Below are 20172 nucleotides of genomic sequence, written 5' to 3'. Positions count from 1 at the left end.
GCAAATGCGTGATATTGCGTAGCCCGGATGAACTTTAATTGACTCCCTATCTAGTTTTAGTACAAAATTCCACATAGAACGTCTTGAGAGCGTTTGCTTTGCTGGCTCCCGTGTAGTCGAAAAACAGCCTGCGGGACTTTTGATCTGTCTAAAGAGGGGACATCCTTATGAAGAATTTCGCATCTGAGCGCTCGCAGCGCGCAGCCGTGCAACTGAGCCTGCAGCTGAGCCCTGTGGCCGCGGCATGCGCCTTGTTCGTTTCGGCACTGGCCGGTTCGGCCCACGCCCAAGTGGCAACCAGCGGCGCCGCCGCAGAAGCACCGATGGCTTCGGTCACCGTATCGGGCATCCGCCGCGGTATTGAAGATGCGATCTCGGTCAAAAAAGACGCTTCCTCCATCGTGGAAGCCATTTCGGCGGAAGACATCGGCAAGCTGCCTGACGTGTCCATCGCTGAATCGATCGCCCGCCTGCCGGGTCTGGCTGCGCAGCGCGTGGCCGGCCGTGCCCAGGTGATTTCCGTGCGTGGCCTGTCCCCCGACTTCTCCACCACGCTGCTGAACGGCCGCGAGCAAGTGTCCACCGGCGACAACCGCTCCGTCGAGTTCGACCAGTACCCGTCCGAGCTGCTGAGCGGCGTGACCATCTACAAGACCCCGGACGCCGGCCTGGTAGGCCAGGGCCTGTCCGGCACCATCGACATGCAGACCGTGCGTCCGCTGGCCTTCGGCAAGCGCACCGTGGCGCTGAACGCCCGCGGCGAGAAAAACTCGCTGGGTTCGATCGCCAACGCCAAGTCGACCGGCAACCGCTTCAGCGCCAGCTACATCGACCAGTTCGCCGACCGCACCATCGGTATCGCGCTGGGCTTCGCCCACCTGGAATCGCCCGTGCTGGACAACGAGACCGGCCTGTACGAGCCATGGAAGAAGGATTCCCGCCCGGGCGTGCCTGCCGGCACCTACATCATGGACGGCATCAAGGCCGTGGCCCGCAGCGGCGTGAACAAGCGCGACGGCGTGATGGGCGTGCTGCAATACCGTCCTAACAAAAACTGGACCAGCATCGTCGACGTGTACGCGTCCGAATTCCGCCGCGAAGAAACCGCCAACCAGATCGAGATCAACCTGAGCGGCTGGAACGGCAACAACACCCCGGCCTTCGGCTACAGCAACGCCAGCATCGTCGGCGGCGCCCTGGCCAGCGCCAACGCCAACGGCGTGTACCCGCTGGTGCGCGGCATGTACAACGACCGCAAGGACAAGATCCACGCCATCGGCTGGAGCAACACCCTGAAGCTGGACGACTGGACCCTGTTCGCCGACCTGAACTACTCCAAAGCCAAGCGCAATGAGCTGAGCCTGGAAAACAATGCGCAGCTGGGCAACGGCCGCGGCACCAACGACGGCGCGGGCAATGCCTACCTGGACTCGGCCAAGCTGACCTTCAACACCGGCACCTACTCGACCATCGGCCTGGGCCGCAACTACAGCAACCCGGCCACGCTGTTCATCGGCCCGACCATCTACGGTTCCGGCTACGGCAAGACGCCGCGCGTGGAAGACGAGCTGACCGGCTTCAAGCTGGTGGCCAGCGCGCCGGTGCCGACCATGCTGGAGAAATTCGTTTCCGGCATCGACGCGGGCATCAACTACACCGACCGCAGCAAGAAGAAGCGCCAGCCTGAAGGCAACATCAACCTGAACGGCACCAACCCGGTCAGCCTGAACACCGACTTCCTGTACGGCGCGGCAGACCTGGGCTTCGCCGGCGCGGGCATGATCCCGACCTGGAACGTGCCGGCCATGGTGGCCAAGTACATGACCTTCAAGCCGACCGATACCGAGAGCTACCTGATCTCCAAGGGCTGGGACGTGAACGAGAAGATCACCACCACCTTCGTCAAGGCCAACCTCGAGGCGGACCTGGGCAACGTCACCATGCGCGGCAACGTGGGCATCCAGGCGCAGCACACCGACCAGTCGTCGGACTCGAACTACTACGACGGCACCGCGCCGGTGGGCCAGCAAGTCAAGCCTGTGCATGACGGCAAGAAGTACACCGACTACCTGCCAAGCATGAACCTGGCGTTCGCGTTTGAAGGCCAGCAGACCCTGCGCCTGGCGGCAGCCAAGCAGATCGCTCGTCCACGCGTGGACCAGCTGCGCTCCGCGCTGGACTTCGGCGTGTCCGACACCACCTTCAAACCGGGCGGCAGCGGCGGCAACGCCAAGCTGGACCCATGGCGCGCCAACGCCTTCGACATGTCGTACGAGAAGTACTTCGACAAGAAGGCCTACTTCGCCGTGGCCGCGTTCTACAAGAAGCTGAACACCTACATCTTCACCCAGACCAAGGACTACGACTTCTCGAAGTTCATTCCTGGCACCAAGGCGCGCCAGGCGATCGGCGACTACTCGGCGCCGTACAACGGCACCGGCGGCTCGCTGAAGGGCGCGGAACTGTCGGCATCGCTGCCGCTGAACCTGGTGACCAAGACGCTGGACGGCTTCGGCGTACAAGCCAGCCACACCTACAGCGACAGCTCGATCACGATCGAAGATCCTAGCGGCAGCATCGGCTCCAAGATCCCGCTGCCAGGCCTGTCGAAGCACACCACCAACCTGACGGTGTACTACGAAAAGAACGGCTTCGAGACCCGCATCAACCAGCGCAAGCGTTCGGACTTCGTGGGTGAGATCGGCAACTTCTCGAACGACCGCGCTCTGCGTTATGTAGTCGGCGAGAACATCATCGACTTCCAGGTTGGCTACACCTTCGGCGAAGGTACGCTGAAGGGCCTGGGCCTGGTCGCCCAGGTGAACAACCTGCGCAACGCCGCGTATGAAACCTACACCGGCACCCGCAACCAGCAGCTGGAATACCAGAAATACGGCCGCACCATCCTGGTGGGCGCGAACTACAAGTTCTAAGCCTGTTTAGCTGGACGTAAAAAAACCCGCCATGCACCGCATGGCGGGTTTTTTTTTTGTGCTGTGGTGTGGCGGGTTACGCGCTTTGCGCTAACCCGCCCTACGGTTTCCGGGCTAGGTACGTAGATACTGTTATGCCGGTCAAGCGTTTTGAAGCTCCTGATTGAATGGTTTGCCAGATTTTAAGACGCCGAAAGCAACGTGGACGAGCTTGCGCATCATGGCGCCGATCACCAGCTTGGCCGGCTTGCCTGCTGCTTCCAGGCGGGTGCGGAACTGGCGCCCCCAGTCGGTGCGGTACAGCGCCACCATAGCCGGCATGTACAGATTTTTGCGCAGATGCGCGTGGCCGATCTTGGACATCCGGGGCCGCTGCTTCACGCTTGATCCGGACTCATGTTGGCGCGGATCGAGGCCTGCAAAGGCGGCAGCCTGCCGGCCGTTGTCGAAGCGCCCGGCATGCATGCCATAGGCCAGCAGTAACGCAATGGTATTGTCCCCGACACCGGGAATGGTATCGAGTAAGTCGCGTCTGCCGCGCATGTCGGGATCGTCGTTGATGTGATCACGTACGCGCTTGCGCAGCTGTTTAATCTGCTCGCCGAGCCAGGCAATATGCTGTTCGATATCGGCCCGGACCGATTCGCGCGCCACGTCCAGGCGGTTCGTTTCCTGCGTCTGCATGGCCAGCAGCGCATCCAGGCGCAGCACCATCGCTTTCAATTCCTGTTCGCTCAGCGGCGGCGGCTGCCATGCTTCCGGACCATGCTTGGCGCAGAACTCGGCAATGACCTTGGCGTCGACCTGGTCGGTCTTGGTGCGCACCAGCTGCGCCTGGGAAAACGCCTTGATCTGGGCCGGATTGACGACACTGACGCGGTAGCCCCGACGGGCAAAGAACTCCGCGATCGCCTCCCAATAGACGCCAGTGGCCTCCATGCAGATATGGGGCAACCCGTCCGTATGACTCTGCAGCCACGCTTCCAGTTTGGCAAAGCCAGCCTGGGTGTTTTCTACAACTTTCGCACGGTGTTTGCCCGTTTCCAGGCGCAGTGCGCAATCGACCTTCAATTTGGCGACATCTATACCAAGACACAACATTACTCTTCTCCTGATCAACCTTGCAAATGCGGGCTCACGGCACGCCGGGCCAAAGATACTGTTCGATCTTTAATGGAATAAGAGCAACTGCTGCGAAATCTACATCACGATCTTGGCGACCAAGGGCGGGTACGGCATCCAGTTGCTCTGCCCCGACGTTCCGTTTTCGGGGCAGATGGAATAATACAAGGGCGGGTTAGCGCCGCGAGGCGCGTAACCCGCCATGCCGGCGCCGCTTACTTCTTGGCCGCTTCGGCTGCCGCCAGCTGGCGGTTCTGGTCGTCGAGCCAGGTTTTCAGCGGGGCGAAGTAGTCGAGCAGGGCGGAGCCGTCGATGCGGTCTTCGCCGGTGGCCGCTTTCAGCGCTTCAGGCCACGGCTTGCTCGCGCCCATGGCCAGCATCTGCTGCAGCTTGGCGCCCGCTTTCTGGTTGCCGTACACCGAGCAGCGGTGCAGCGGACCGGTGTAGCCGGCTTCGCGGCACAGCGCGCGGTGGAACTGGAACTGCAGCATGTGCGCCAGGAAGTAGCGCGCGTAGGGCACGTCGGCCGCAACGTGGTACTTGGCGCCGGCGTCGAAGCCGCCCGCCGCGATCGGCGCCGGACGGCTCACGCCCATGTACTGCTCGCGCAGCTGCCACCAGGTCTTGTCGTAGTCGGCCGGCTGGGTCTTGCCGGCGTAGACGTCCCAGCGCCATTTGTCGACCGAGTAGGCGAACGGCAGGAAGGCCACCTTGGCCAGCGCGCGCTGCAGCAGCTCGCCGATGTCGGCGTTGGCTTCCGGCTCCTGGTCCATCAGGCCGACTTTCTTCAGGTAGTCCGGCGTGATCGACAGCGCCACGGTGTCGCCGATGGCTTCGTGGAAGCCGTCGTTGGCGCCGCCCTGGAACAGGAAGGACTGCTTGTTGTAGGCCAGGTCGTAGTAGATGTGGCCCAGCTCGTGGTGGATCACCTTGAACTCTTCGTCGGTCGGGCGGATGCACATCTTGATGCGTACGTCTTCCTTGCCGTCCATGGTCCAGGCGGAGGCGTGGCACACCACGTCGCGGTCGCGCGGCTTGGTCAGCAGGGAGCGCTGCCAGAAGGACTCGGGCAGCTTCTGCATGCCGAGCGAGGTGTAGAAACGCTCGGCGTATTGCGTCATCTGCTTGGCGTCGGTCTTGCGCTCTTCCAGTACCTTGGTCAGATCGAAGCTGCTGGCGTTGCTGGCGGGTTTCAGCAGCGGATAGATGTTCTCCCAGCTCTGGCTCCACATATTGCCGAACAGGTGGGCCGGGATAGGGCCGCTGGCGGGCACCACATCCGGGCCGTAGGCGGCGCGCAGCTTGTAGCGCGTGTAGGTGTGCAGCGAGTCGTACAGCGGCTTGACCTGCTGCCACATGCGCTCCATCTCGGCCGAGAAGGCTTCCGGCGGCATGTCGTACTGCGAGCGCCACAGGGCGCCGGTGTCGGCGAAGCCCATTTCGCGCGCGCCCTTGTTGGACAGGGTCACGTAGTCGGTGTACATCTGCTTGTACGACGGCGACTGCGCGTGCCAGCCCAGCCATACTTCCTTCAGCTTGGCCGGATCGCGGCTGGTGGCCAGCGTCTTTTCCAGCTCGCCCAGCGGCAGGCATTCCTGGCCGCCGGTGGGGCAGTATTTGGCTTTGCCGTAGGCGCCGTTCAGCGCGGCGTTCTTGGCGGCGTAGGCTTCGCGCTCTTTCGGATCGGACAGCATCAGGGTCAGCTGCAGCAGCTTGAGCTTGCGCGCGTAATCTTCCTTGAGTTTCAGACCGTTGTAGCGGCGCGCGCCCAGGGCGGCTTCGCCTGCGGCGCTCAGCTGGCGTTCGCCGAAGTAGGTGGCCAGCGCTTCGGTGTCGTCGGTGATGAAGTTCTGCGCGACCCATTGGGCGCGGGCGCCGTCCAGGTTCAGCTTTTCCAGCTTGGCTTCGGTATCGTTCAGGAAGCGTTCGGCTTCGGCGACGGTGGGCTTGCTTGGCGTGCTTTTGGCAGGCGCTTTTGCACCCTCGGCGTGGGCGGGCTGGAACGCGCAAGCGGCCAGCATCACGGCGGCGGGGATGGCTTTCAGATACAGCGGTTTTGGCACTGCAGTCTCCTTCTGGTTGGTGAGCTGGCTAATATACACCTGCCAGCAGATAGGAGACAGACCCGCAGGCATAGGCTGCCACGCCGAGCAGGGCGGCCGCGCGCGTGGCGTAGGAAAGCAGCAACACCAGCAGCAGGCAGGCGCCGGTCAGCGCTCCCACCCAAAGCAGGAAGCCGTGCGTGCCGCCCATGGCGTGGACAGCGGCAGACAGGGCCAGCGCCAGTGCGGCCGCGCCGCCCAGTTGCAGCCGGCGGCGCAGCGCCGGCGCCGGTTCGGCGCCGCGTCCGCGCAGGTCGGCGTAATGGCGGTCCATCGCCATGCTCAGTGCGAACATGCCGCCGTAGCTGAGCGTGAACAGCGCGAGCTGGTGGAGGTCGATGTGCAGGGCGCTCATGTGGTCTCCGGCATAGGCGCGGGGGCATAGTCGCGCGCAGCGGCGGAGGGGCGCGGCGCGGCCACGGCGTCCTTGGCGCGGCGGCCGAGGCGGTGGGCGGCGCAGGCCAGCAGGAGGCCGAGCGCGAACACGGTCAGGTCGAAACCGGCGACGGCGGCAGGGCCACGGCTTTGCAGCAGCGTCACGCCCAGGTGAGAACTGGTGGTGAACACATTGAGCACCGGTATGCCCATCAGCAGCAGCGCGCCGGCGCCGAGCTGGAGGCGCCACATCAGCCGGTCCGGGCGGATTTGCGCCAGCACCATGGCCGCTCCCCAGGCAATGAAGAACCACGCGATCTCGGTTTCCGGCCGCTCCGCTATGCCGACCGGCACCAGCCGGCTGGCCCAGAAGTAAGCGCCGTAGGCGATCGGCAGGCCTGCGATGGCGCCCAGGTTGAGCGCCTCCACCAGCCGCGTGCCGAAGCCCACTTTGCCGCCGGCCTTGAGCGCCTTGGCCTGCCGCTGCCGGCTCTTGACCGCCCACAGCAGCGCGCCGGTGGCCACCATCGCGCATCCCGCCAGGCCGGAGAGGAAGAAGAAGCCGCGCATGAGCGGATCGGCGAAGCGCGCGATATGCAGCCCGTACATCACGCCGTGCGTGGCCGCCGCGCCGCTGGGCGCATCGCCCGCCTGCGCCAGCAGCGCGCCGCTGGCGCCGTCGAACTGCATGGCGGGCTGCTTGTTCGACAGTTCGCGCCCGGCCGCGCGCGTGACCGAGATGCGCGCATTGGCGTCGTTCGGATTGGCCACGCTGAAGCCGCCCGCCGCGCGTCCGCCCCAGTGCCGCTCCGCCTCTTCAATGATGGGACGTATCGCCGCCAGCGGCGCCGCCACGCCCGCAGGCTTGGCCGGCGCGCCGGCGCTGGGGAAAACCTCGGCATTCATGGCTTCGCGGTCGCCACGGTAGGCCACTTGCGTGGCGGCCGGCATATACAGGAACATCAAGGTCACCAGGCCGGTGTAGGTGATCATCAGGTGATAGGGCAGGGCCAGCACTGCGGTGACATTGTGCGCATCCAGCCAGGAACGCTGGCCCTTGTTGCCCCGGAAGGTAAAGAAGTCCTTGAAGATGCGCTTGTGCGTAATCACGCCGCTCACGATGGAGACCAGCATGAACATGGCGCAGAAGCCCACGATCCAGCGTGCCCACAGCGGCGGCATGTAGTGCAGGTCGAAATGCAGGCGGTAGATGAATTCGCCGCCGCGCGTCTCGCGCGGGTCTTTCAGCTCCACGCCGCTGGCCGGGTCAATCAGGGCGGACTTCAGGCCGCGCTTGCTCTTGTCCGGATCGGAATAGGCGATGCGCACGGCTGGCGTGCGTTCGGTGGGCAGCGTGACGAACCAGCGCTTGGCGTCCGGCGCGCGCTCCTGCAAGGCCTGCACCGCCATGCTGGCCGCGCTGGCAGTGGCCACGCCGCGCACGTGCACGGCGTGCAGTTCGGGCTTCATCCACAGGCTGATCTCGTCGCGGAAATAGCTGGCGGTGCCGGCGCTGAAGACCAGGAACAAGATCCAGCAGACCAGCAGGCCTGACCAGGTGTGCAGCCAGGCCATCGCCTGGCGGAAGCCGTCTTTCATGGGAACCTCAGGAGGACGTAAGCGGCGCAGGCCAGCGCCGCAGCGGGCAGCATGAGGCCCAGCCAGGCGCGCGCCGCGCTGCGGGCCGCAAACACCCACAGCACCGCGCATACGTAGATGGCGAAGGACAGCAGCGTGGCGGCCATGACGGCGTCGGCACGGCCGAAGGAAAACATGGGCAGCAGCAGCGCCAGGAAGGCGGTGGCTGCCGCCGACAGTGCGTAGCCGCCGGCGATGGCGGCCACGGCGCGCGCGGCCACGCCGAGCCGGTAGGCCAGCGGTGCGGTGAGTATGGGCGCGCGCATGGCTTTACCAGGCGTAGCGCGCGGTCAGTGCGGCGGTGCGGCGCTGGCCGTAGAAGCAGTCGCCGCGCGCCAGGCAGGTGGTGATTTGCACCTTGTCCGCCAGGTTGGTGACGTTGAGGGCGAAGCGCCACGGTCCGCTGCTGTAGGCCAGCATGGCGTCCAGCAGGGTGGCGCCCGGCGTTTCCAGCGCGTCCAGCCCGTCCCACGAGGACGACAGGTGGCGCACGCCGCCGCCCGCGCTGAAGCCGTTGCGGCCGGCGATGGCGAAGCGGTGCGTCAGCCAGGCGGAGACATTGTGTTCGGGGACGCCGCTCAGGCGCTTGCCCTGGTCGGCGCCGTTGCTGCGGGCGACCTTCGCGTCGGTGTAGGCGTAGCCTGCGGTCCAGCTCCAGTTGCGTCCCAGGCTGCCGCCGCTTTCCAGTTCCAGGCCCTGCACCTGCACTTCGCCGATCTGGATGCTGTTCAGCGGATTGGCCGGGTCGGTGGTCTTGCGGTTGGTGTCGCGCAGGTCGTACACGGCCAGCGTGGTGTTGAAGTCGCCGTTCTGCGGCTGCCACTTCACGCCCGCCTCCCACTGTTTGCCGCGCTGCGGCGCGAAGGCCTTGCCGTTCAGGTCCACGCCGCCCAGCGGCAGGAAGGACTCCGAGTAGCTCACATACGGCGCCCAGCCCTGGTCGGACAGGTAGAGCAGGCCGACGCGCTTGGTGGTGGCCTTGTCGTCGGTGCGGCTGGCGGCGCGGCCTTCGATGTCGTTTTCGGCGGCGTCGCGGCGCAGGCCGAGCAGCGCGGTCCAGTTGGGCGTGAACTTGAGCTGGTCCTGCAGGTACAGGCCTTTCTGGTGCAGATTGGTGGTGGGCAGATGGGCCAGCGAGGCGGGCGCCTTGTAGCTGCCGTACACCGGGGCATACACGTCCAGCGGTGCGGCGGTGCCGGTGCCGCGTGCCTGGCGCGTTTCCACGCGCTGCAGGTCGAAGCCGGCCAGCACCGTGTGCTGGATGGCGCCGGTGGCGAACTGCGCTTCCAGCTGGGTGTCGGCCAGCAGCGTGTCGAGTTCATTGAACTGCTGGATGAGGTCGCGGTTGATGGTGCGCTGGTCGGCATTGAAGACGGGGCGCGCGGGACGGCCGGTGGCCGGCACGGCGGTGAAACTGGTATAGGCGCTGCGGTAGTCCACTTCGCTGTTCGACTTGCGCACCGTCTGGCGGAGCTGGATGCCGTTCCGGAAGCGGTGGCTGACGATGTAACCCAGATTGGTCTGCTCGGTGTTGTAGGCGTCCCAGCCCGGTTCACCGGTGAAGGTGCTGGTGTCGATGCGGCCGAACTTGGACGGCAGCAGCGTGCCCTGCCACGGGAAGAAGCCTATCATCGAGCCGCTCTTGTCCTCCTGGCGCAGCGCCATCAGCGTGAGCGAAGTGTCGCCGTTGGGCGACCAGGTCAGCGAGGGCGCGAACACGCGGCGGTCGTCCGCCACATGGTGCACTTGCGTACCGCTGTCGCGCGCAATGGCCACCACGCGCGCCGCCCAGTGGCCTTGCTCGTCCAGCACCTGGTTGATGTCGGCCGAGATCTGCTTGCGGTCATGGCTGCCCACCTGCAGCTGCACTTCGCGCTGGTTGCTAGACACCGGGCGCTTCGAAACTAGGTTGACCACGCCGCCTATGCCGCCCTGGCCGTACAGCACGGAGGAGGGGCCGCGCAGCACTTCCACGCGCTCCAGCGTGTACGGGTCGGGACGGGTGGTGTTGTAGGAGCCGAAGTTCATCTGCACGCCGTCCTGCAGCAGGGCGGGGTTGCCGCCGCGCGAGCTGATGGAGTCCACGCGGCTGTCGAAATAGGCCGAGACCAGGCCGGCGCTGTAGTTCACGGTCTGGCGCAGCGTTTGCGCACCCTGTTCCTCGAAGCGCTCGCGCAGGATCACGGAGATGGACTGCGGCGTTTCGATCAGCGGGGTGTCGGTCTTGGTGCCCACGCCGCCGCGCCGGGCCGCGTAGTTGTCGTCCTCCTTCTTGCCGTCGACGGTGACCACCGCCATCACGGCGGGCGCGGCTTCCGGGCTGTCAGCCGGATTGTCGTTGGCGAAGGCGAGGGGCGCGCCGCCGCCGAGGGTGGCGAACAGCAGGGCCGAGCGTACGGCGGCGCTCAGTGGTGAAAGGGGAAAACGAGGCATCGGACCATCCTTGCAGGGTTGGATGGCTGGCGAAGCGCTGGCTGATTTAAATGAGAATGATTCTCATTATATTGCTAACTACGAAATCATGCAAGTTGCAGATGCTGGATCAACGCGCGGGCTCCGGCGGGGTTTCCTCCAGATCGGCCGCCAGCAGCTGGTTCATGCGGTCGCTGGTTTCGCGCAAGGCCACGGCGAACTTCTCCTCGTCGCCCCACACCTTGGCCAGCGCCGCCACCATGTCCTCGTCGTGGCGGCGGAAGCTGGCGCTGGCCTTGGCCGCCGCTTCCGGCGCCAGGCCCAGCGCGCGCAAGGCTTTCTCGCCAATGGCCAGGCCGCCCTCGAAGGTTTCGCGTTCGACGACGTGGGCGCCCCGGTCCAGCAGGCGGTAGGCGTGGCGGCGGTCGTAGGCGCGCGCCAGGATGGTGAGGTTGGGGAAGTACTGCTTGGCGATTTCCACCAGCGCCTCGGCCTGGTCGCGGTCGTCGATGGCCACGATCAGCAACTTGGCCTGGGCCGCGCCGGCGGCGCGCAGCAGGTCGAGCCGGGTGGCGTCGCCGTAGTAGACGCGGCGGCCGAAGCGGCGCACCAGCTCCACCTGCTCGGCGCTGGCGTCCAGCGTGGAGATGTTGAATTTGTTGACCATCAGCAGACGCGCGGCGATCTGGCCGAAGCGGCCGAAGCCTGCCACGATCACGTCCGGCTCGTGCTCCAGCGCGCCCGCTTCCGGCTCCGGCTTGCTGGAGAAGCCCGGGCCGGCCAGGCGTTCATACAGGATCAGCGCGAAGGGCGTGAGCGCCATCGAGATGGCGACGGCGGCCACCGACAGCGACGAAACGTCGGCGGCGATGACCCCGGCGGCCGAGGCGAGGCCCAGCAGCACAAAGGCGAACTCGCCGCCCTGGCTGAGCGCCGCGCCGGTTTGCGCCGCCGTGCGCGAGGGGATGCCGAACACGCGCATGATGCCGTAGACGATGGCGGTCTTCACCGTCATCAGACCGAACACCATGGCCGCCAGCAGGCCGAGGTGCTGTGCCGCCAGCGCCAGGTTGACGCTGGCGCCCACCGACATGAAGAACAGGCCAAGCAGCAGGCCCCGGAACGGCTCGATGTCGCCCTCCAGCTCGCGGCGGAATTCGCTGTCGGCCAGCACCACGCCGGCCAGGAAGGCACCCAGCGCGGCGGACAGGCCCACAGCCTGCATCAGCAGCGACACGCCCACCACCAGCAGCAGCGCGGCGGCGGTGAAGATTTCGCGCGAGCGTATCTTGGCGATGTAGCGCAGCGCGGGCCGCATCAGGAAGCGGCCAACGACGATGACGATCACCACCGCGCCGATCACGGCGGCGGCATGCACCCAGGCCGGATAGCCTTTCAGCAGGCCGGTTTCGGCGGCGTTGCTCACGTTGTCGTCGGCCAGCAGCGGCAGCGCTGCGATCATGGGAATGGTGGCCACGTCCTGGAACAGCAGGATGCCCTGCGCGGCCTGGCCGGTGGGCGTTTTGCGCAGCCCTTTTTCTTCCAGCGACTGCAGCACCACGGCGGTGGACGAAAGGGACAGGATGAAGCCCAGTGCCACGGCGGCTTGCCAGTCCAGGCCGAAAGCGACGCCGATGGCGGCCAGCGCCAGGCCGCTGAGCAGCACCTGCAGGCCGCCCAGGCCGAAGAAGGCGGTGCGCATATGCCACAGCAGGGAGGGCTGCACTTCAAGGCCGATCAGGAACAGCATGATGACCACGCCGAATTCGGCGAAGTGCATCACCTCGGCCGGGTCGTGCACGAAGGCCAGCGCGGAAGGGCCGATCAGCAGGCCGGCCACCAGGTAGCCGAGCACCGAACCGAGGCCGAGCCGCTGCGCCACCGGCACCGCCAGCACGCCGGCGGCCAGGTAGACCAGGGCCATCAAGAGGAGATTGGAGCCTTCCATCGCAAATCCTTTACTGTGTGAGACAGCAGTATGCGATGGCGTGGCGGATTTTACAATTGCGCGTGAGGGGGAGGCGCGGGGTGGCGGCGGGTGTTGGCGGGCTACGCAGCGTCCATGGATATTTGCGGATCGTAGGGCGGGTTAGCGAAGCGTAACCCGCCGATCGGCCGCAGCAGCCTAGCGCAGCGAGACCGCGACGGTGCTCGCCGCGCGCGTGGTGGCGGGCACCTGCACCGTCAGCAGCTGCCGCTTGGCGTCCCAGCCAAACTTGGCAGGCTTGCCTTCCAGCGTCACGCCTGCCGGCTTGGCGGCCACGTTGTGCACGGTCAGCGCCACGCTGCGCTCGGGGCGCTGATACTGCTTGCCCACTTCCGACTCCAGCGTAATCACCAGCTGCTGCGCACTGGCCGCGCTGGCGAAGCGCACGATCTCGTACTTGCCCTTGGCGTAGGCATCCGGCGTCGCGCCATCGTCGTCATACAGCTTGCCGCTGCCCGACAGCACAGCCGCGTCGTGATAGTAGTGCAGCTCCAGCTTGCGCGTGCTGTACTCGCGCGTGCTCTGCACCGGCGCCACCATCGGAATGAACGCGCCCGCGCGCACGAACACCGGAATATGATCCAGCGCGACCGGCACCACGGCGGTAATGCCGCCCGGGTAGCGGCGTCCGCTGTTAAAGTCGAACCACGCAGGGCTGGTGCCCGGCAGGTAGACCTCCTTGCGGCGCGCACCCGGCTCGGTGATCGGCGCCACCACGAACTCATGCCCCCACAAATAGGACGACACCAGGTTGCGCGCGCCTTCGTTCTGCGGCTCCTCGTACAGCATGGGGCGCATCAGCGGCAAGCCTTGCTGGCTGTTGTCGAAGCCCAGCGTGTAGTTATACGGCAGCATGCTGTAGCGCAGGCGGATGGCTTCGCGCGCCAGCGCCTTGGTGGCCTCCTCGCGGAACACCGGCTCCGACGGCACCTCCTGCTGCGCGTGCGGACGGAACACAGGCTGGAATACGCCGTACTGCAGCCAGCGCGTGTACAGCTCGTCGTCCAGGTAGGCGTTGGCGAAACCGCCCAGGTCCGAGTGCATATAACCCAGGCCCTGCATGCCCATCTGCACCGCGATCTCCGGCTGCGCCTTCAATCCGCCCCAGCTGCGGTTCACATCGCCCGACCATGGGATCAGGCCAAAGCGCTGCGAACCCGAATAGCCGGCGCGCATCAGGATGAAGGGCCGTTCGTTCGGGAAGTCCTTCTGGTAGCCCTCGGCGATCAGGCGCGCCCAGTCATGGCCGTAGGTGTTGTGCACCTGGTCCGCCGTGCCCGTGCCGTGCTGCACGGTGGATGGATGCACTTCCGGTTCGCCCAGGTCGCCCCACCAGCCGGCCACGCCGTAGTCGTTGCGCAGGCCCTTGTAGATATTCCAGAACCAGTCCTTGCCTTCCTTCTTGTAGATGTCGATCAGGCCCGTGTTCCCGAAGTAGAAGTCGTAGCGCGCCGGAGCGCCGGTTGGATCGGTGGCCAGCGCCTTGCTGTCCACGGCGTCCTGCCATTTGCTGGAGGAGGTCAGCACGAAGGGCTCGGTGATCAGCACCGTCTTCACTCCTTGCGCGGAGAAGTCCGCCACCATTTTCTTCGGCGTGGGGAAGTTGTCCTTGTCGAAGGCCAGGTTGCCCATGGTGCCTTTAATGTCCTTGCCGAACCAGTACAGGTCGAACACGATGGCGTCCAGCGGGATCTTCTCGTCGGCGAACTTCTTCACCACCGCGCGCGCTTCCTGCTCGCTGTGGTAGCCGAAGCGGCTGGCGAAATTGCCGAAGGCCCAGCGCGGAGGCAGCGGCTGGCGGCCGGTCAGACTGGTGTAGCTCCCCACCACGTCTTCCCAGCTGTCGCCTGCGATTACCTGGTAGGTCTTGCGGCCGCTGATGGTCTCGTAGGCCAGCGTGTTGTCCTTCTTGCTGTCGAAGTCCAGGTGGCCGATGGCCGCGTTGTCGAAGTGGAGCGCATACATCTTGGACGACATGGCCACCGGCAGCGTGAAGTTCAGCAGTTCCGAGCGGTCGTCGTAGCCGTAGTGCGCCTTGTTATATAAGGTGAAGCGGTTGCCGCGCCGGTTCATGCCCACCGCGCGCGCGCCGGCGCCGTACAGGGCTTCGTCCGCATCAAGCTCGAAGTCGATCACCTCGGCTCCTTCCTTTTTGGCGTAGCCGCGCTTCTCCATCACCAGCGGCTTGCCCTTGTAGGCGTAAGCGATGCGGAACGGCGCCTTGGTCAAGGTGACGCTGATGCCGCCCGCCACCGCGTATTCCAGCTTGCCGCCGTTGTCCTTCAGCGTGGCGCTGTCCTTGCCGGGCGCCAGCACCACGGCGTGCGAGGTCGGATCGTAGGCTTCTCCCTGCGGGATAAACGTGGTTTCCACGATACGCTGCGAATACGGTTTGATGAGGTATTTGCCGTCGCTGGTAGTAATCTCTAGCTGGTTGCCGTTCAGGGCTGCGCTTTGCAGCTTGCGGTCGGCGTTCTGGGCCAGCGCGAGGGGGCTGGCCAGCAGCAGGAGGGCGATCTTGGCTAAGGTAGGTGTTGTCATATAGTTTTCTGTTATTTGACTACAAAACAGTGTCTCGAAGTGGGCTGAAAGCAGGCTAACCTTCTAATTCTACTATGAGTACGTGGATTGACATCGCAATATCACCGTGTTACTTTACTACAAAGTAGCGCTACACATTCCGTCCGGCATCCAGCCAGGACCATAAAAATCGGGGACAGGCAGGTATGCAATCACCATCCATCAAGCCCAGGCTGAGTTTCTGGCAGCTCTGGAACATGAGCTTCGGCTTTTTCGGCATCCAGTTCGGCTTTGCACTGCAGAACACCAACACCAGCCGCATCTTCGCCACGCTGGGCGCCGGAGCCGACGACCTGCCGCTGTTCTGGCTGGCCGCGCCCGTCACCGGCCTGCTGGTGCAGCCGATTATCGGCTACCTGAGCGACAACACCTGGCACCCGCGCTGGGGCCGCCGCCGTCCCTTCTTCTTTGTCGGCGCCGTACTGGCTTCGCTGGCGCTGTTCCTGATGCCCAATTCCAGCGCGCTGTGGATGGCCATTGCCGTCCTGTGGCTGATGGACGCGGCCATCAACGTGTCCATGGAACCGTTCCGCGCCTTCGTCGGCGACAAGCTCGATTCCTCGCAGCAGACCACCGGCTTCGCGATGCAGACCTTCTTCATCGGCTGCGGCGCGGTGATCGCCTCGCTGCTGCCCTATCTGTTCGCGGACGTGCTGGGCGTGAGCAATGTGCCCGTCAACGGCGCCATTCCGGACAGCGTGCGCTACTCCTTCTACGCCGGCGGCGCCGCCTACTTCCTGGCCGTGATGTGGACCGTGCTGACCGCCAATGAAATCCCGCCGGAGAACCTGGAAGCCTTCCGCGCAGAGCGCAAGCCTGGCCTGAAGCACGCCATCGTTGAAATCCTGGGCGGCTTCATGAGCATGCCGAAAACCATGGTGCAGCTGGCCTTCGTGCAGTTCTTCACCTGGGTGGCGCTGTTCGCCATGTGGATCTACACCACCAACGCCGTGGCCGACAATGTGTTCGGCACCGCCGACGCGCAATCGGCCGCCTTCCAGGAAGCGGGCAACTGGGTCGGCATCATGTTCGCGGTCTACAACGGCGTGTCCGCGCTGGCCGCCTTCATCCTGCCGGTCTTCGCACGCGCAACCAGCCGCAAATTCGTCCACATGGTCTGCCTGGTCATCGGCGGCGCCAGCCTGATGAGCATCATGCTGATCCATAACCTGAACCTGTTGATGCTGCCGATGATAGGTGTGGGCATTGCGTGGGCCAGCATCCTGACCATGCCCTACGCCATCCTGGCCGGCGCGCTGCCCGCCAAGCGCATGGGCTTCTACATGGGCGTGTTCAACTTCTTCATCGTGATTCCGCAAATCCTCAGCGGACTGCTGCTGGGCTTCGTCACCAAGCACTTCTTCGCCGGCCACACGGTCAGCACGGTGGCGCTGGGTGGCGCCAGCATGGTGCTGGCGGGCGTGCTGACGCTGTTCGTGCACGAGCACGGCGCCAAGCGCGCCGCGCTGCCGGACGGCGCGGCCAAGCAAGCTTCCTGACGGCTAGCGCAGGCCAGCCGCGCGCCGTTTTGCCGCCAAACGCGGTAAAACGGCGGTTGCGCCGCCGCCTGGCGGCATCGATCACCGATCATCGAGCGGAGCAACCATGGCTATCCAGACAGTTACCACCCATCCCATTCCCGGCCAGCGGCCCGGCACTTCGGGCCTGCGCAAAAAGGTTCACACCTTCAGCCAGCCGCACTATCTTGAGAACTTCATCCAGAGCGTGTTCTATACCCTGGGCGACTGCGCCGGCAAGACGCTGGTGCTGGGCGGCGATGGCCGCTACCACAACCGCGCCGCCATCCAGACCATATTGAAGATGGCCGCCGCGCACGGCTACGCGCAGGTGCTGGTGGGGCGGAGCGGCATCCTGTCCACGCCGGCCGTCAGCTGCGTGATCCGCAAGCGGCAGGCCTCGGGCGGCATCATCCTATCGGCCAGCCACAATCCCGGCGGGCCGGATGGCGATTTCGGCGTGAAGTACAACATCGCGGCGGGCGGCCCGGCGCCGGAGAGCGTGACCGAGGCCATCTTCCACCACAGCGAAACCATCACCCAGTACCGCATCAGCGACGCGGCCGATATCGACATCGACACCATAGGCACGGTGCAGCTGGACGGCATGCAGGTGGAGGTCATCGACCCCGTGGCGGACTACGCCGAACTGATGGCGCGCCTGTTCGACTTCGAGGCCATCCGCGCACTGTTCGCCGGCGGCTTCACCATGCGCTTCGACGGCATGCACGCCGTCTCCGGGCCGTATGCCAAGGCCATTATCGAAGGCATGCTTGGCGCGCCGGCCGGCACCGTCATCAACGCCGTGCCGCTGGAGGACTTTGGCGGCCACCACCCGGACCCCAATCCCGTCAACGCATCCGAGCTGATTGCGCTGATGGCCGCCGCCGACGCGCCCGACTTCGGCGCCGCCTCGGACGGCGACGGCGACCGCAACATGATCCTGGGCCGCAAGTTCGACGTCACGCCTTCCGACAGCCTGGCCATCCTGGCGGCCAACGCCGCCGTGGCGCCGGGCTATCGCGGCGGACTGAAAGGCATCGCCCGCTCCATGCCCACGTCGCGCGCGGCGGACCGCGTGGCGGCGGCGCTCGGCATCCCTTGCTACGAAACGCCCACCGGCTGGAAGTTCTTCGGCACGCTGCTCGACGCGGGCATGGCCACGCTGTGCGGCGAGGAGAGCTACGGCACCGGCTCGGACCACGTGCGTGAGAAAGATGGCGTGTGGGCCGTGCTGTTCTGGCTCAACCTGCTGGCCGCGAGCGGCAAGCCGGTGCAGCAGATCGTGGCGGAACACTGGGCGCGCTTCGGCCGCCACTACTACTCGCGGCACGACTACGAAGCCATCGACAGCGAAGGCGCGCGCCTGCTGATGGCCGACCTGCGCATCAAGTTGCCCGCGCTGGCGGGCACGGTGCTCAACGCCCACACCGTCGACTTCGCGGACGACTTTGCCTACACCGACCCGGTGGACGGCTCCACCGTGCAGCAGCAAGGCGTGCGCATCGTCATGCGCGACGGCTCGCGCATCGTCTACCGCCTGTCCGGCACCGGCACCGAAGGCGCCACCCTGCGCGTCTACCTGGAACTGTTCGAAGCCGACCCTACCCAGCACCACCGACCCACGCAGCAAGCGCTGGCAGGCTTGATCGCCGCCGCCGAGAGCGTGGCCAGCATCGCCCTGCACACGGGCCGGGCCACCCCGACCGTCATCACATAACCATAGGAACGCACTGCATGAAACTATCTCCCATCGCATTGTCTTTGGCGCTGCTCGCGGGCAGCATGAACGCACAGGCGGCGCAGCCCGCAAAGGCAAGCCCGAAGCCATTCCTGTGGGAGAACGCCACCGTCTACTTCCTGCTGACGGACCGTTTCAACAATGCGGACCGCAGCAACGACCTGTCCTACGGCCGCAAGGCCGACGCGGCGCCGCAGCGCGGCTACATGGGCGGCGACCTGAAAGGCGTGCTGGCCAAGCTGAAAGCGGGCTACTTCGACAGCCTGGGTGTGGACGTGCTGTGGCTTACGCCGCCGGTTGAACAGCTGCACGGCTCGACCGACGAAGGCACGGGAAAATCCTATGGCTTCCACGGCTACTGGGCGAAGGACTTCACGGCGTTGGACGCCAACCTGGGCACGGAGAAGGACTTCAAGGACGTGGTCGACGCGGCCCACGCGCGCGGCATCCGCGTGCTGCTGGACGTGGTGATGAACCACACCGCGCCGTTCACGGACGCGGAACCAGCCTGGCCGCTGGACTGGGTGCGCCTCGATCCCGCCTGCACCTACAAGGACGTGGCGACCAATGTCGACTGCACGCTGGTGAAAGGCTTGCCGGACGTGCTCACCAACAGCAACGCGAACGTGGCGCTGCCGGACGCGCTGGTGCAGAAATGGAAGAAGGAAGGGCGCTATGAGCGCGAAGTGAAGGAGCTGGACGCGTTCTTCGCCCGCACCGGCTACCCGCGCGCGCCGCGCTACTACCTGATGAAATGGCACGCCGACTGGGTGCGCAAGTTTGGCGTGGACGGCTTCCGCGCAGACACCGTGAAGCACACCGAGCCTGGCGTGTGGAAGGAATTGGGCTCGGTGGCTGCGGCAGCGCATGAGGACTGGAAGCGCGCGCATCCTGGCAAGGTGCTGGGCGACGGCAAGTTTTACATGCTGGCCGAGGTCTACAACTACAACATCGCGCACGGCCGGCAGTTCGACATGGGCGGCGGGGCCATGGTGGACTTCTACGACAACGGCTTTGACAGCATGATCAACTTCGGCCTGGTGTGGGATGCGAAGCAGGACTATGAAACGCTGTTCAGCAAGTATTCGGCGGCGCTGCAAGGGCCGCTGAAAGGGAAGTCGGTGCTCAATTACACCGCTTCACATGATGACGGAAATCCGTTCGACCCGGAGCGCAAGAAGCCCTTCGAGACGGCCAGCAAGCTGCTGCTCGCGCCGGGCGCCGCGCAGATCTACTACGGCGACGAAACCGCGCGCCTGCTGGACGCGCCGGGCGCGCAGGGGGACGCTAAGCTGCGCACCTATATGAATTGGGACGACCTGGCGAAGAATGCCGCGCGCGACGGCTACAAGGTGGCCGACGTGCGCGCGCACTGGGCCAGGCTGGGACAGTTCAGGCACGCGCACGTGGCGGTGGGGGCGGGTGCGCATGAGAAGATTGCGGACCAGCCTTACACCTTCAAGCGCACTTACGAGAAGGATGGCGTGAGCGACAAGGTAGTGGTGGCGCTGGATGTGCCTGCGGCTGCGAGCAGCATCATCAAGGTGGGCGGCGTGTTTGCCGATGGGCAGAAGGTGAAGGACTACTACTCGGGCGCCAGCACGGTCGTCAAGGATGGCGGAGTGACGCTGACGGTGAAGGGCGGGGTAGTGCTGCTGGGCGCGGCCGCGCAGTAGACGCTGTGGCGGCGCTGTGGCGGGTTACGCGGCGCTGCGCGCCGCTAACCCGCCCTACGGGCCTTCCACGCACCCTGGATACAACGTAG

The 20172-nt window shown here is 65.5% G+C and carries 12 protein-coding genes; 4 read left to right on the top strand and 8 right to left on the bottom strand.

Annotated elements, in window-relative coordinates:
- Window positions 1-167 precede the first annotated feature (167 nt).
- Window positions 168-2933: a TonB-dependent receptor gene (locus tag KT882_RS25970; protein WP_228893648.1), complete on the top strand. Its 2766-nt coding sequence runs from the start codon at window positions 168-170 to the stop codon at window positions 2931-2933.
- Between the two features lie 141 nt (window positions 2934-3074).
- On the opposite strand, the gene KT882_RS25965 is transcribed toward KT882_RS25970, so the two are convergent.
- From KT882_RS25965 to KT882_RS25930, 8 genes are all read right to left on the bottom strand, one after another.
- Complete coding sequence (locus KT882_RS25965) at window positions 3075-4034, bottom strand: IS110 family RNA-guided transposase (RefSeq protein ID WP_228893647.1); 960 nt, start codon at window positions 4032-4034, stop codon at window positions 3075-3077.
- 236 nt (window positions 4035-4270) lie between these two features.
- Window positions 4271-6118 carry a M2 family metallopeptidase gene (locus KT882_RS25960; protein WP_228893646.1) on the bottom strand — a complete coding sequence of 616 codons (1848 nt, stop codon included), beginning with the start codon at window positions 6116-6118 and terminating at the stop codon, window positions 4271-4273.
- A gap of 28 nt (window positions 6119-6146) precedes the next feature.
- Complete coding sequence (locus tag KT882_RS25955; RefSeq protein ID WP_161073353.1) at window positions 6147-6512, bottom strand: DUF3325 domain-containing protein; 366 nt, start codon at window positions 6510-6512, stop codon at window positions 6147-6149.
- Window positions 6509-8131 carry a PepSY-associated TM helix domain-containing protein gene (locus KT882_RS25950; protein WP_228893645.1) on the bottom strand — a complete coding sequence of 541 codons (1623 nt, stop codon included), beginning with the start codon at window positions 8129-8131 and terminating at the stop codon, window positions 6509-6511. The genes KT882_RS25955 and KT882_RS25950 overlap by 4 nt, the downstream gene beginning before the upstream one ends.
- On the bottom strand, window positions 8128-8436 hold the full coding sequence (locus KT882_RS25945) for a DUF3649 domain-containing protein (RefSeq protein WP_161073355.1): 309 nt from the start codon (window positions 8434-8436) through the stop codon (window positions 8128-8130). Before KT882_RS25945 ends, KT882_RS25950 begins: the two co-directional genes overlap by 4 nt.
- 4 nt (window positions 8437-8440) lie before the next feature.
- Window positions 8441-10603: a TonB-dependent siderophore receptor gene (locus KT882_RS25940; RefSeq protein ID WP_228893644.1), complete on the bottom strand. Its 2163-nt coding sequence runs from the start codon at window positions 10601-10603 to the stop codon at window positions 8441-8443.
- 109 nt (window positions 10604-10712) lie between these two features.
- Window positions 10713-12530 carry a monovalent cation:proton antiporter-2 (CPA2) family protein gene (locus KT882_RS25935; RefSeq protein WP_161073356.1) on the bottom strand — a complete coding sequence of 606 codons (1818 nt, stop codon included), beginning with the start codon at window positions 12528-12530 and terminating at the stop codon, window positions 10713-10715.
- A gap of 177 nt (window positions 12531-12707) precedes the next feature.
- On the bottom strand, window positions 12708-15110 hold the full coding sequence (locus tag KT882_RS25930) for a glycoside hydrolase family 31 protein (RefSeq protein WP_228893643.1): 2403 nt from the start codon (window positions 15108-15110) through the stop codon (window positions 12708-12710).
- A gap of 185 nt (window positions 15111-15295) precedes the next feature.
- On the opposite strand from KT882_RS25930, the gene KT882_RS25925 reads away from it, so the two are divergent.
- The 3 genes from KT882_RS25925 (at window position 15296) to KT882_RS25915 (ending at window position 20083) form a co-directional block, all read left to right on the top strand.
- Entirely contained in the window at window positions 15296-16648 is a 1353-nt protein-coding gene (locus KT882_RS25925; RefSeq protein WP_161073358.1) for an MFS transporter, read from the top strand.
- Between the two features lie 106 nt (window positions 16649-16754).
- Window positions 16755-18386 carry an alpha-D-glucose phosphate-specific phosphoglucomutase gene (locus KT882_RS25920; protein WP_161073359.1) on the top strand — a complete coding sequence of 544 codons (1632 nt, stop codon included), beginning with the start codon at window positions 16755-16757 and terminating at the stop codon, window positions 18384-18386.
- A 17-nt stretch (window positions 18387-18403) separates the two neighbouring features.
- On the top strand, window positions 18404-20083 hold the full coding sequence (locus tag KT882_RS25915; protein ID WP_161073360.1) for an alpha-amylase family glycosyl hydrolase: 1680 nt from the start codon (window positions 18404-18406) through the stop codon (window positions 20081-20083).
- Window positions 20084-20172: the final 89 nt, after the last annotated feature.

Origin of the sequence: Pseudoduganella aquatica (assembly GCF_020865585.1) — a bacterium.
GTDB lineage: Bacteria > Pseudomonadota > Gammaproteobacteria > Burkholderiales > Burkholderiaceae_D > Rugamonas > Rugamonas aquatica_A.
This window is presented reverse-complemented; position numbering and strand designations above follow the sequence as displayed.